Origin of the sequence: Azoarcus sp. TTM-91 (assembly GCF_012911025.1) — a bacterium.
Taxonomy (GTDB): Bacteria; Pseudomonadota; Gammaproteobacteria; order Burkholderiales; family Rhodocyclaceae; genus Azoarcus.
Map to the genome: position 1 here is coordinate 1 of NZ_WUEI01000119.1, position 12,783 is coordinate 12,783.

Sequence of the window (12,783 nt, forward strand, 5' to 3'; positions counted from 1 at the left end):
TCCCTCTCCCCCGCCCCTCTCCCGCGAGGGGAGAACACCTCACTTCTGAACCGCGTTGCGCCGCGCGCCTCGCTCTGGCGCAGGAGGACGGCCTCCCCCACTCCGGGAAAAACGTCCGGGACGGCCCGGCCCTGCATGGAGGGCCGCATCATGGCCTGGTTCTACCTCATCACCGCCGGTCTGTTCGAAGTCGTCTGGGCCTGGTCGATGAAAATGTCGGAGGGCTTCAGCCGGCCCCTTCCCACCGCCGTCACGCTGGTCGCCATGGTGATCAGCTTCGCCCTGCTTTCCATCTCGATGCGTAGCCTGCCGCTGGGCACCGCCTACACGATGTGGACCGGCATAGGCGCGGTCGGCGCCTTCCTGGTCGGCATCACCGTGCTGGGCGAGGCGGTGACGCCGATGCGGCTGCTGGCGGCGGCGCTGATCGTCTGCGGGCTGGTGCTGATGAAGCTGAGCGCCTCGCCTTAAGAAGTGCCGCTAAAGTGAGGCTCATGCCTTTCGCACATGTCGCCAGCAAATGACGCAGCAGGCGATTTCGAGAGCAGGCCCGTGAATGACAGCGAGCCGCTCGAAACGGACGCGCAGTCCGCGAAAGTTGCGCAAGCAGCCCAGAGGGCGTTCGACCACCCTCGCGCGCCTCCCCCAGGCGCGCTGCCCTGCGGCTGGCTCCTGCGGGCGATCCAACTGGTGATGCCGACCACGGCTGGCTCAAGGCCCGCAATTCATCTCGCAGTACCTCTTCTCCACCTCGAAAAGCGAGGCAACAGTTCCCAAGTGAATGCATGGGCGAACGCCCATTCCTCCATTCGGTTCGCGGTTGCTCGCCATCGCTTCACGATCTCCGCCGACGGCTGGATCGAGCATCGATAACGCTCGTAACGGCGCTGCGTCCGTCAAGCGAGGGAATGCCGCCGCACCTGCCCCGGCAACATGCCGTGCGCACGCCGGAACGCTGCCCCGAAATGGCTGAAGTTGCTGTAGCCCAGCGCACTGGCCGCCTCGCCGGCCGTCATCTGGCCGGAAGCGATCAACGTCCAAGCCCGGCGCATGCGCTCGCGCTGGTAGAGCGCATGCACGGGCATACCGAACAGCGCCTTGAAACCACGCTTGAGGGCGAAAGTATTGAGCCCGCATTCCGCCGCCAATTCTTCCAGCGTGGGCGCTTGCGCGAGGTCGCGCAGCAGCCGTTCGCGCGCCGCATGCAGGCGCTCCCGCGTCCTGGAATTCAACCCTGCCTGGGCCTGTCGCCGGTTGGCCAACAGCAGGCACGCCAGCAGTTCCAAACTCTTGACCTCGCGCATCAAGCCCAGGCTGGCTGGATTCAGCAACACAGCATCCAACTCACGCGCCACGCGCAACGTGTCAGCGTCCCCGGACTGGATACGCAAGCAGCCATCGCGTCGCAGACCATCGAAGTAATCCACTCCCGCCTCCCCCGCCAAAGCGGCGAGGCATCCAGGATCGACCAGCAGCCCCACGTGGTGCACAGCCCCCTGGAAGCACGTCTTCCAGCACGCCCCCGGCATGAAACCGGCGACGGTCTGTTGCCCGGCCACCCGGAAGCGCCAGCCATCGGCATCTACCGACATCCCATCGCGCAGCCAGACCGACAGATGCAGGCGATGTTCTGAATCCATCACCGCGATGGTGGTCGGCGCTCCGTACTCGCTGCGACTGGCGAAGGCAGACAAGCCGCGTCCATTGGCGTAAGCCCCGCTGCGCTGCGGCCCGGCGGGCCATAGCTCGGGCCTGTGCATCAGGTCGGGCGGGAGATACCCCGCCACGTCCACCAGTGGGATCTCCGGCATGGAAAGACTCCTTCTTCGGGTATTGCGACTCCCGCTCAGGGCAGACGATCTAAATGAGAATCAACATCATTAGAGCACAGACTTTTCACCGAGAGAACCATGACTCCTCCGCAACGACAGCCCCTCGCGGCCAGCCTGTGCCTTGCGTTCGCCACAGGCGCATTCCTTTCCTCCGCCCACGCGCAAACCGCATCCGAGACGCCTCTCCCCCCAACCCTGCCAGCTGTCGTGGTGACGGCCACCAAGCAGAACCTGCCTGCGTTCGAGACACCTGCCAGCGTCAGCGTGGTCGATGGCCATGCCCTCGAAAGCGGAGGCATGCAGTACCTGGACGATGTGGCGCAGCAGCTGCCCAACGTGTACTTCTCCGATTTCTCTGGCGGGCCGGGCACCATCGTGATCCGCGGCATGGGCCACGGCGACGAGGAATCGGACGTCGCCAGCGTGGGGGTGCAGATCGACGGCGTCTCCCTGCCGCTGACCAGCCTCGCCGGCAATCTCTTCGACCTGGACCATGTGGAAGTCCTGCGTGGCCCGCAGAGCCTGCTGCACGGGCAGGGTTACATCGGCGGTCTGGTGGCGCTGCGCAGCCGCGACCCCGGCTTCACTTTCGGGGGCAGCGCGCAGATCGACGCTGGCAGCTACGGCCACCGGCGCGTGGGCATGGGTGTCGATCTGCCCCTGTCCGATCGCACGGCAGTACGCCTGACGCTGGGACGCGACCAGGGCGACGGCTACATCGACAACCGCAACCTCGGGCGCAGCGACACCGCCGGCTGGGGCAGCAATTTCGCGCGGTTGAAGCTCCTGCATCGCGACGAGGCCGGCGGCGAATTGCGCCTGGGGCTGCACCACCTCGACCGCAAGGGCGACAACGACCTGTTCCTGCGCTCTGACCATGTCGATGACCGCGAGTCGGTGGAGGGCGAGGCCGGAACCAACGACATCGACTACACCGTGCTCAGCGCCGAATACACCCGGCCACTGGATGCCAACACCCGCGTGACGATGGCGGCCGGCAGCAGCCGCACCCGGTGGAGCTACTGGCTGCCCAGCTCCGTGTTCGGCGCCACCAATGGCTACGACATGGACCTCAAGAGCCACCACGCGGAGGCCCGCCTCCAGCGCACGGCCACGGCATCAAGCCCCTGGGACTGGATGGCTGGCTTCTACCTGGCCCGCACCGGCATGGATCGCCCCTACCTGTACGACTACGCGCCGTACTTCCGCAGTGTCACGCAGTCACAGGTGGACGGCACCACGGTGGCCGCTTTCGGCGAAGCCGGCTGGCATTTCGCGCCGCAGTGGCGCCTGGCGGCCGGTCTGCGCCTGACCCGCGACCGTCGCGAACTGGAATGGAGGAGCGACCAGAACGGCGCCGTCCAGAGCTTGCAGCGCGACGTCAACAACACCGTGTGGCTGCCCCAGCTGACGCTGGAGTACCAACCGGACGAGCGGCAGTTCGCGTGGGCCAAGGTCTCCCGCGGCTACAAGGCTGCGGGCTTCAACATCTACGCCACCAGCCCGGTGGCCGCCGGCGATCCGTACGAACCGGAGTATGTGAACTACGCCGAACTCGGCTACCGCATCCGCGGCGCGGAAAACCTCTGGAGCGTGGAAGCCACCGCCTTCCACGCGCAACTGCGCGACCAGCAGGTGGTCGTGCAGGGCCTGGGCGGCGTCACCATGACCGACAACGCCGGCCGCTCGCACAGCCAGGGCATCGAGCTCAGCGGCACGCTGCGCCCGGTGCGCACGCTGCAACTGGGCGGCCAGATCGGCTATGTGAGGGCGGTCTACGACGAATACACCCGCGGCACCACCGACTATGCCGGCCAGCAGTTCTCGGCCACCCCGCGCAGCACCATCGGCGCGACGATGACCTGGCGCCCGACCGCCGACTGGGAAATGGGCGTGGCAGTGCGGCACATCGGCCGTGTGTACCTGCAGACGAATCGCCAGGACGACGGTCCCTACACCTTGGCGGATGCGCACCTGAGCCTGTACGCCAAGGGCTGGACGGCCACGGTGTACGGCAAGAACCTGGGCGACGCGAAGTACCTGACCCGCGCCATCAGCGATGGCGCAGGCGGCGTCCTGGCCGTGCGGGGCGCGCCGCGCACCTTCGGTGTGAGCCTCGCGTATGACTTCTGATATCCGCCTGCACGCCAGCGAATACCGCGCCCTGGCCCTGATGTACGCGGCCCAGGGCCTGCCCTCGGGCCTGGCCTTCTACGCACTGGGCGCACTGATCCGCCAGGGCGGCCATGGCGTGGAAGACGTGGGCCTGATCGGCCTGGCCTTCCTGCCCTGGGCGCTGAAGTTCCTCTGGGCCGCGCCCGTCGACAACGCCTGCGCGCGCTGGGGCCACGGCCGCGTGGTCGGCGCGATGCAGGCCTTCATCGTGCTGGCCACGCTGGCGCTGATTCCTTTTCCGCCCGGGCCGCAACTGCATGCGGCGCTGGCGGGTGTGCTGCTGCTAAACACCCTGTCCGCCACCCAGGACATTGCCACCAACGCCTACGCGGTGACGCGCCTTCAGGGCCGTGCGGCCGGCCCCGCCAACGCCATCCAGGTGGCGGCCTTCATCACCGGCATGCTGGTGGGCGGTGGCGGGCTGTTGATGGTGATCGGGCGCATCGGCTGGGCCGGTGGCATGGCGGGCCTGGCCGCACTGCTGGCAGTGCTGTACCTGCCCTTGATGCTCGATCGGCGCTGGCTGGCCGCGACAGCAGCGCCCGCAGGCCATCCCTTCGTGTCACCAATGGAAGCACCGGCAACGCCTGCCCGCCTGCGCGACCTGCGCCGCCATGCCGACCTCGGCTGGGCGCTGTTGCTCGCGCTGGTGTTCAAGTTCTCCAGCACGGCGGTGGAAACCTTGGTCCAGCCCTGGCTGGTGGATCGTCCCCTGGATCTCACGCAGATCGGCAGCCTGCAGACCGTGCGCCTGATCGCCACCGCCATCGGCGGCGTCGTGCTGGGCATCCCGCTGGTACGCCGGCTGGGCAACCGGCGCGCGGTGCTGGCCAGTGCCGGGCTGGCGACCTTGCTGCTAGGCACCGCCTGGGGGCTGAATGCGGCCGGCGTCAGCGAGACGTATTGGCTCGCGCTGGCCTTCGGCGTTGAAGCGATGGCGGCCGGCGCGCTGTACGTAGCGATCTGGGCGCTGTTCATGAACTGGGCATCGCCCGAGCGTCCAGGCACCGACTACACCGCCATGCAGTGCTGCGAGAGCGTGGCCAACGCCGTGGCGGCCGGCGCGATCGGCGGGCTCGGCGCACGCTGGGGCTATGGGACCGCCTTCGCAGCAGCCTGGGGCGCCGGTGCAGTGGTGCTGGCACTGATGGCGTTGGCCGTGGCGCGGCTGCAAATGCCGCGGGAAGCAGCACGATGAAGATGGGATCATCCGGACCGGCACCGCGCTTCGGTGCCCTGATGCGCATGGCGCCCTTTTCGTTGGCTGCGGCGGCCCTGCTGGCCACGGCGTCCGCAGCCCTGTCACTGGCTCCGTTCTGGGTGCTCTACCGCATCGCCGTGGAACTGGCGGCCGCGCAGCCCGACGTGACGCAGATCCGCAATCTGGCCCTGCTGGCGCTGTCGCTGGTACTGGCACGCTGGGTGTTGATGGCGCTGTCGCACGGCTTCGCCCATTGGGGCGCCTTCGCTGTGCTCTACCGCCTGCGGCTGGCGCTGGCGCAGAGGCTGCTGCGGGTGCCTATGGGCTTCTTCGCACGCCAGGGCAGTGGTGTGCTGCGCAAGACGGTGATCGACGACACCCAGGCCATGGAAGGCTTCCTCGCCCACATGCTGCCCGACGCATCAGCCGCCGCCACTGTGCCGCTGGCGGCACTGGCCCTGCTGTTCATGGCCGACTGGCGGCTGGCGCTGGCTTCACTCGTGCCGCTACCGGTGGCGCTGCTGTTCCAGATACGCATGCTGCGCGGCTCGGCGGCGCGCATGCACGAATGGCATGAGGTGCAGGGCCGCATTGCCGGGCGGATCGTCGAGTACCTGCGCGGCATCCCGGTGGTCAAGGTGTTCGGCCTGTCGGCCCGCGCCTTCGGCGACTTCGGCCAGGCCATCGAGGACGCCGTGCGCTGGGTCGAGCGCTACGCAAGCTCCTCGGCCGCCGGCTGGGCCGTGTTCGTCGGCCTACTGACGGCCAACCTGGTCGTGGTGGCGCCGCTCTCCGCCTGGCTGCATGCGCGCGGCGAGGTCGATACCGCCACCGTGCTGCTCTTCCTGCTGGTAGCGCCGGCCGTGCTGCAGCCACTGCTGCGGCTGACCTTCGCTTTCGGCGAGCAGGCGCGGCGGGCCGAAGCGCTGGTGCGCATCAACACGGTGCTGCAGGCGCCGACGCTGGCCGAGACGCCAGCACCTACCGCCCTGCCGACACGTGCCGAACCGCACGGCATCGCCTTCGAGAACGTAGGCTTCGCCTACGAGGGGCGGGGAGAGTACGAGGCTCCGGCGCTGAATGCCCTGAGCTTCGAAGCCCCCGCCGGTGGCGTGACGGCACTGGTCGGCCCCTCGGGCTCCGGCAAGAGCACGATCGCGCACCTCGTCCCCCGCTTGTTCGATGTCAGCGCCGGCTGCGTGCGCATAGCCGGCCATGACGTGCGCGACTGGCCGTCCGATGAACTGCTGTCCCGCATCGCCATCGTGTTCCAGGAAGTCATGCTGTTCCACGGCACGGTGCGCGACAACCTGCGCATCGCCCGGCCCGACGCCGACGACGATGCGCTGCGCGCCGCCGCCCGTGCCGCCCGCGCGCTGGACTTCATCGAGCGCCTGCCGCAAGGCTGGGAGACGCCGCTGGGCGAGCGCGGCGCGCGACTGTCCGGCGGCGAGCGCCAGCGCCTGTCCATCGCCCGCGCGCTGTTGAAAGACGCCCCCATCCTGCTGCTGGACGAGGCCACAGCCCATGCCGACGCCGAGAGCGAATGGCTGATCCAGGAGGCGCTGGCCGAGGCCTGCCAAGGCCGCACGGTGCTGATGATCGCGCACCGGTTGCAGACCGTGGTCGATGCCGACCACATCGTGGTGCTGCAGGCCGGCCGCGTGGCCGGCCAGGGCCGGCACCACGCCTTGCTGGCGGACTGCCCGCTGTACCGCCGGCTGTGGGATGACCAGCAGCAGGCGGCCGACTGGCAGCTCATCGATCGGCAGCAGGGTTCGGAGGACCGGCCATGATGCGCGACCTGATGCTGGCCGGCCGTGAACTGGCCGGCGGCCACACCGATCCGCGCTTGCGCACCGGGCTCCTCTGGGCCGCCGCCGAAGCGCTGTTCGCCGCGCTGCCCTATGGCCTGCTGTGGTGGCTACTGTCCGCCCTACTCGGCGGCCCGGTGCCGGCGGCGCAGACCGCCACCGTCGCGGCCGGCCTGCTGCTCTGCCTCGGCTTGCGCATCGCCTGCGCCCGCCGCGCCATGCCGGCCACCTTCGCTGGAGCCTACGCGACGATGGGCCAGGCCCGGCTGCGCCTGGCCGACCACCTGCGCCAACTGCCGCTGGGCTGGTTCGCCCGCCAGCGCAGCGGCGCCCTCGCCGGCGCGCTGGTGAGCGACCTGCAGGTGGTGGAAGACATCTGGGCGCACTTCCTGGGTGTGTTCTTCGGCGGGCTGCTGGTACCGCTGCTGGTCACCACCCTGCTCATTGCCGTGGACTGGCGCCTGGGCCTGCTGGTCGGCGCCACGCTGCCGCTGGCCTTCGGCGTGCTGGCCGTTTCACAGCAGGTGCTGGGCAAGCTGGCCGTCAAGGCGCACATCGCCAATGCGCAAGGCCAGGCCGAGGTGTTGGACTACGTGCAGGGCATCGCCGTCGTGCGCGCCTTCGGCGGGCTCAGCGGCGGGCTGGTGTTCGAGCGGCTGGCACGGGCGCTGACGGCGATGCGCCGCCGTGCCCTGGCCATCGAGCTGTTGCCGACGCCACTGATCGTGGCCTTCGGCTTCGCGGTGGAAGCCGCCTTCGCGCTGGCGGTCTGGGTCGGGGCGCGGCGCCTGGGTTACGACCTGGACGGCGCCACGCTACTGCTGTTCGCGGTGCTGGCGCTGCCGGTGTACCGCCAGCTCTTCGAGGTGGGCCTGGCTTTCCTCGAACTGCGCTATGCGCGCCAGGCGCTGCAACGGCTGCGCGCGCTGCTGGCCGAGCCTTGCCTGGCGGAGCCGGAACGGCCCGCCGTACCCCCCGCCCACGACATCGAACTGGACGACGTGCATTTCAGCCACGTCCCGGGCGAGCCGGTGCTGCGCGGCGTCTCCTGCACCCTGCCGGCCGGCAGCGTTACCGCCGTAGTCGGCCCCAGCGGCGCCGGCAAGAGCACGCTGGTGCACCTGATCGCGCGCCTGTGGGACGTGGAGCGCGGCGCCATCCGCATCGGCGGGCAGGACCTGCGCGCCATCGGCAGCGAGAATCTGCACCGGCAGGTGGCGATGGTGTTCCAGGACGTGGTGCTGTTCTCCGGCTCGGTGCTGGACAACATCCGCCTGGGCCGGCCCCAGGCCACGCGCGCGGAAGCCGAGGCCGCCGCGCGGCAAGCAGGAGCGCACGACTTCATCGCGCAGCTGCCGCAGGGCTACGACACGCCCGTCGGCGAGAACGGCACGCGCCTGTCCGGCGGCGAGCGCCAGCGCATCAGCATCGCCCGTGCGCTGCTGCTGGACGCACCCATCCTGCTGCTGGACGAGGCCACCGCCAGCGTCGATGCCTCGTCGGCGGCGCAAATCCAGCAGGCGCTGTCGGCGCTGGCCAGGAACCGCACGGTAGTGGTCATCGCGCACCGGCTGCGCACCACGCGCGCAGCCGACCAGATCCTGGTGCTGGACGAAGGCCGGCTGGCCGAGCAAGGAAGGCACCAGGATCTGCTGGCGCAGGACGGCCTGTACGCCCGGCTGTGGGCATGCCAAGAGCGGGCAGCGCGTTGGGGTCTCCGGGCGGCTCGCTGAATTGCGACATCGTCCGCATCGGCGAGCCCAGGGCGGCCAATCGAAACAGCCGCAGGAGCCCCCACCCATCGCGCTCGTTTTGCCGCCGCCTCCTGGCTTCACAACAACAGGCGCACGCACCGGCCGATGCGTGCGCCTTTTTTCATCTCGTCAGACGCCGGAAGGCTTCTACACGCCGCGCTTCATCACCGGCGTGTTCGAGGCCGGCTTCTTTCCCGGCATCGTGCTGCACTTGAGCGGCTGGTATTCCTCCTCCCGCCGCTACCGCATCATGGGCCTGTTCATGTCGGCCATTCCCGTCTCCAGCGTGCTCGGCAGCCCGCTATCCGGCTGGATGATGGAATCCTTCGCCGGCCACGGCGGCCTCGCCGGCTGGCAGTGGATGCTCCGGCTGCAGGGCATTCCCACCGTGCTGCCGGGCCTGCTGGTGTACCTGCTGCAGAACGATGGCATCGCCAGCGCCAAGTGGCTGGGCGAGGAGGAAAAACGCGTGCTGATCGGGGCATGCTGGTCTTGCGCGCTCCAGCAAAGAGCGTTAATCGTTGATACGCGCGCGACCGGCCCCCAGCGCCCGCCACCGCCGCATTCCCGCCTCGCCGGAGGATTACAGCCCAATGAGCACCCCCACCCCGCAGCGCGAGCTGCTGCAACGCATGTTCCAGGCCGCCATCGACGCGGCCCAGCCCGCCCACTGCATTCCCGCCTGCCTGCCGCCGCCGCCCAAGGGCCGGCTGGTGGTCATCGGCGCCGGCAAGGCCTCGGCCGCGATGGCGAAGGCGGTGGAAGACAACTGGCCGGGCCCGCTCTCCGGCCTGGTGGTGACCCGCTACGGCTACAGCGTGCCGTGCGAACGCATCGAGATCGTCGAAGCCGCCCACCCGGTGCCGGATGCCGCCGGCCTCGCCGCCGCCCGGCGCATCCGCGACACCGTCGCCGGCCTCAGCGCCGACGACACCGTGCTCTGCCTCATCTCCGGCGGCGGCTCCGCGCTGCTGGCGCTGCCGCTGGACGGCATCACCCTGGAAGACAAGCAGCAGATCGCCCGCGACCTGCTCAAGTGCGGCGCCACCATAGGCGAGATCAACTGCGTGCGCCGCCACCTGTCGGCGGTCAAGGGCGGCCGCCTGGGCGCCGCCTGCCATCCCGCCAAGGTGGTGACGCTGCTGATCTCCGACGTACCCGGCGACCACCCGGGCGACATCGCCTCCGGCCCCACGGTGGGCGACGCCACCACCTGCGAGGACGCGCTGGCCATCATCCGCCGCTACGGCATCGAGCTGCCGCCGCATGTGCACGCCATCCTGGAACACGGCAGCGGCGAATCGGTGAAACCGGACGACCCGCGGCTGCGTGGCAACGAGACCCGCATCGTCGCCGCGCCCCAGCTCGCGCTGGAAGCCGCCGCCAGCGTCGCCCGCGAAGCCGGCGTCACCCCCTACATCCTCGGTGACAGCATCGAGGGCGAAGCGCGCGACGTCGGCAAGGTGATGGCCGCCATCGCCCGCCAAGTGCAGCTGCGCGGCCAACCCTTCAGCGCGCCCTGCGTGCTCATCTCCGGCGGCGAAACCACGGTGACGGTGCGCGGCCAGGGCCGCGGCGGCCGCAACGTGGAGTTCCTGCTGGCGCTGGGCGTGGCCCTGGACGGCGCGGCCGGCATCCACGCCCTGGCCGGCGACACCGACGGGGTGGACGGCCAGGACGAAGTGGCCGGCGCCTACCTCGCGCCGGACTCGCTGGCCCGCGCCTGGGCGCTGGGCATGCGCCCCAAGGACAGCCTGGACGACAACGACGGCCACGGCTTCTTCGGCGCGCTGGGCGACGCGGTGGTCACCGGCCCCACGCTGACCAATGTGAACGACTTCCGCGCCATCCTCGTCACCGTGCCCGCCGCCACCTGAGGCGAAGCAGCGACGCTTTCAGCCGGCTTCCCGCCGGCAAGCGACTCCCCCTCAGCCCGTTCCCTCAGCGAGGCGCTGGACCGCTTCCATCCAGCCCCACCTCCCCACGACCTCTCGACATCCAGCCGCGAGCCGCCGCCCAAACCGCACCCGCCGGCCCGCCAAGGCCGGCAGGCTGCCGCCCGATTCTCGCAGCCCGGAAAAACCCGCCAGCCCGGGCGGCCGCGGGGCGCCGGCAAGGTCCTGCAGCGCGGCGATTGACGCCAGCGAAAGCGCACCCGAAAATAAGAACCATTCCCGTTAACCGGTCAGCCAAGCCCGTCCGACCCATCGCGGCCCCAGCCAGCCTCAGCGGAGCGCCCAGCTTGAATACCGCCGACTCGTTCTCGAACACCGTCACCACGCTCTACCGCGACCACCACGGCTGGCTTCATGGCTGGCTGCGCAGCAAGCTAGGCTGCGCCCACCGCGCCGCCGACCTCGCCCACGACACCTTCGAGCGCCTGTGGCGGGCCGGCAGCACGCCCGCGCTGCAGCACCCGCGCGCCTACCTCACCACCATCGCCAAGCGCCTGGCGATCAACCAGTTCCGCCGCCAGGCGCTGGAGCAGGCCTACCTGGAAGCCCTCGCCCACCTGCCGGAGGGCCACGCCCCTTCCGCCGAGGAACAACTCGCCGTGATCCAGACCCTGGACGAGATCCTGCGCCTGCTGGACGGCATGCCGGAGCGCCGCCGCCAGGTGTTCTTCCTCGCCCAGCTCGAAGGCCTGCCCCATGCCGAGATCGCCCGCCAGCTGGGCGTCACCCTCAACGTGGTGCACAAGGAAGCAGCGGCGGCGCTGCAGCACTGCTACCTGGCGATCTACGCCGACCTGCCGGCCGCCGCCCGATGAGCCCTCCCGGCCGTTTCGCGCCGCTGGCGCCGGAGGCCGGCGCCCTCGCCAGCGCGGTGGTGGCCCAGGCCGCCGAATGGATCGTGCGCTTGCAACACGACGACCGCCCCGCCACCCGCCAGGCCTGTGCCGACTGGCGCGCCCTGGACCCGCAGCATGAGCTGGCCTGGCAACGCCTGAGCGCCCTCGGCCGCGAGCTGCGGGCAAGCGCCCGCGCCGTTCCAGCGCCGCTGGCCGCGGCCACGCTGGAGCAGGCGCGCGCCAGCCTGCGCCGGCACCGGCGTGACAGCATCAAGTGGATGCTGGGCCTGGGTGCGGTCGGCCTCGGCGCCTGGCAGGGCCGCGACGCGCTGCAGGACGTTCCCGCCTGGCAGGCCCTGCGCGCCGACCTCCACACCGCGACCGGCCAGCGCAGCGAACACCGGCTGGCCGACGGCAGCCAGCTGGTGCTCAACAGCCGCAGCGCGGTGGACATCGACTTCGACGAGCGCCAGCGCCGCATCCTGCTGCGCAGCGGCGAGATCATGGTCAGCACCGCGCCGGACGCCGCCGGGCGCCCCTTCGTCGTCAGCACCGAGCACGGCGCCCTGCTGCCGGTGGGCACCCGCTTCTCGGTGCGGCGGCTGGACGCGCCCGGGCGGCCGATACGGCTGGCGGTGTTCGAAGGCGCGGTGGACATCCGCCCCGCCGGCCAGGGCGCGGCCCGGCGTCTGCCCGCCGGCCGGCAACTGGCCTTCACCGCCGACGCCCTGCTGCCGGAACGCTCCCTCCACCCCGGCGAGGACGCCTGGACGCGCGGCATGCTGATCGCCAACCGCATGCCGCTGGCCGACTTCATCGCCGAACTCGACCGCCACCGCAGCGGCTTCCTGCGCTGCCGCGCCGACGCCGCCGGCCTGCAGGTGACCGGCGCCTTCCCGCTGGACGACATCGACGGTGCCCTGGCCATGCTGGAGACCATCCTGCCGCTGCGGGTGGAGCGTTTCAGCCGCTACTGGACCACCGTCGCGCTGCGCTGAAAACGCGCCGCGGCCGGCACCCGCCGCGCATCCAAAAAAAAAGCGCAGCCCGCCGGCAGTTTTTCCTTTCTCGCGTGTTAACCAGCCAGGAACCCCGCGAGGCGCCCGCGTGGCTTCCCCACATCAACCACGCATCCGGAAGGAAGTCATGCCCCAGCCCCAGCTCCAGATCCCGCCGCGGCGCACCCTGCCCGCCGCGCTCGCCCCCATTGCTCCCC

9 protein-coding genes and 1 pseudogene are annotated in these 12,783 nt (G+C 70.3%); 9 read left to right on the forward strand and 1 reads right to left on the reverse strand.

The features are described from left to right. Positions 1-150 precede the first annotated feature (150 nt). On the forward strand, positions 151-471 hold the full coding sequence (locus GRF61_RS20545; protein WP_169152488.1) for a multidrug efflux SMR transporter: 321 nt from the start codon (positions 151-153) through the stop codon (positions 469-471). Between the two features lie 425 nt (positions 472-896). Here GRF61_RS20545 and GRF61_RS20550 read toward each other — a convergent pair whose 3' ends face one another. After that, positions 897-1,811: an AraC family transcriptional regulator gene (locus GRF61_RS20550; RefSeq protein WP_169152489.1), complete on the reverse strand. Its 915-nt coding sequence runs from the start codon at positions 1,809-1,811 to the stop codon at positions 897-899. A gap of 231 nt (positions 1,812-2,042) precedes the next feature. Between GRF61_RS20550 and GRF61_RS20555 the strand changes: the two genes are divergently transcribed. The 8 genes and pseudogenes from GRF61_RS20555 to GRF61_RS20590 all read left to right on the forward strand — a co-directional run bounded on the left by GRF61_RS20555 (position 2,043) and on the right by GRF61_RS20590 (position 12,565). Then, a complete protein-coding gene (locus tag GRF61_RS20555) occupies positions 2,043-3,965 on the forward strand; it encodes a TonB-dependent receptor (RefSeq protein ID WP_169152490.1) in 1,923 nt (640 codons plus the stop codon). Further along, complete coding sequence (locus tag GRF61_RS20560; protein ID WP_169152491.1) at positions 3,955-5,205, forward strand: permease; 1,251 nt, start codon at positions 3,955-3,957, stop codon at positions 5,203-5,205. The genes GRF61_RS20555 and GRF61_RS20560 overlap by 11 nt, the downstream gene beginning before the upstream one ends. Further along, complete coding sequence (locus tag GRF61_RS20565) at positions 5,202-7,004, forward strand: ABC transporter ATP-binding protein (protein WP_169152492.1); 1,803 nt, start codon at positions 5,202-5,204, stop codon at positions 7,002-7,004. Before GRF61_RS20560 ends, GRF61_RS20565 begins: the two co-directional genes overlap by 4 nt. Continuing rightward, positions 7,001-8,755: an ABC transporter ATP-binding protein gene (locus GRF61_RS20570; protein ID WP_169152493.1), complete on the forward strand. Its 1,755-nt coding sequence runs from the start codon at positions 7,001-7,003 to the stop codon at positions 8,753-8,755. The genes GRF61_RS20565 and GRF61_RS20570 overlap by 4 nt, the downstream gene beginning before the upstream one ends. Before the next feature lie 130 nt (positions 8,756-8,885). Continuing rightward, positions 8,886-9,275, forward strand: a pseudogene (locus GRF61_RS20575) (MFS transporter); the annotation flags it as partial. A gap of 94 nt (positions 9,276-9,369) precedes the next feature. After that, on the forward strand, positions 9,370-10,653 hold the full coding sequence (locus GRF61_RS20580; protein WP_169152494.1) for a glycerate kinase: 1,284 nt from the start codon (positions 9,370-9,372) through the stop codon (positions 10,651-10,653). A 365-nt stretch (positions 10,654-11,018) separates the two neighbouring features. Beyond that, positions 11,019-11,546, forward strand: a complete 528-nt coding sequence (locus GRF61_RS20585; RefSeq protein WP_169152495.1) for a sigma-70 family RNA polymerase sigma factor — start codon at positions 11,019-11,021, stop codon at positions 11,544-11,546. After that, positions 11,543-12,565, forward strand: coding sequence for a FecR domain-containing protein (locus GRF61_RS20590; RefSeq protein ID WP_169152496.1), 1,023 nt, complete (start codon positions 11,543-11,545; stop codon positions 12,563-12,565). The genes GRF61_RS20585 and GRF61_RS20590 overlap by 4 nt, the downstream gene beginning before the upstream one ends. Positions 12,566-12,783 lie beyond the last annotated feature (218 nt).

Coding starts and splice junctions, on each gene's coding strand:
- GRF61_RS20570 (WP_169152493.1), top strand. CDS start 7,001: ATGATGCGCGACCTGATGCTGGCCGGCCGTGAACTGGCCGGCGGCCAC.
- GRF61_RS20565 (WP_169152492.1), top strand. CDS start 5,202: ATGAAGATGGGATCATCCGGACCGGCACCGCGCTTCGGTGCCCTGATG.
- GRF61_RS20560 (WP_169152491.1), top strand. CDS start 3,955: ATGACTTCTGATATCCGCCTGCACGCCAGCGAATACCGCGCCCTGGCC.
- GRF61_RS20580 (WP_169152494.1), top strand. CDS start 9,370: ATGAGCACCCCCACCCCGCAGCGCGAGCTGCTGCAACGCATGTTCCAG.
- GRF61_RS20545 (WP_169152488.1), top strand. CDS start 151: ATGGCCTGGTTCTACCTCATCACCGCCGGTCTGTTCGAAGTCGTCTGG.
- GRF61_RS20550 (WP_169152489.1), bottom strand. CDS start 1,811: ATGCCGGAGATCCCACTGGTGGACGTGGCGGGGTATCTCCCGCCCGAC.
- GRF61_RS20590 (WP_169152496.1), top strand. CDS start 11,543: ATGAGCCCTCCCGGCCGTTTCGCGCCGCTGGCGCCGGAGGCCGGCGCC.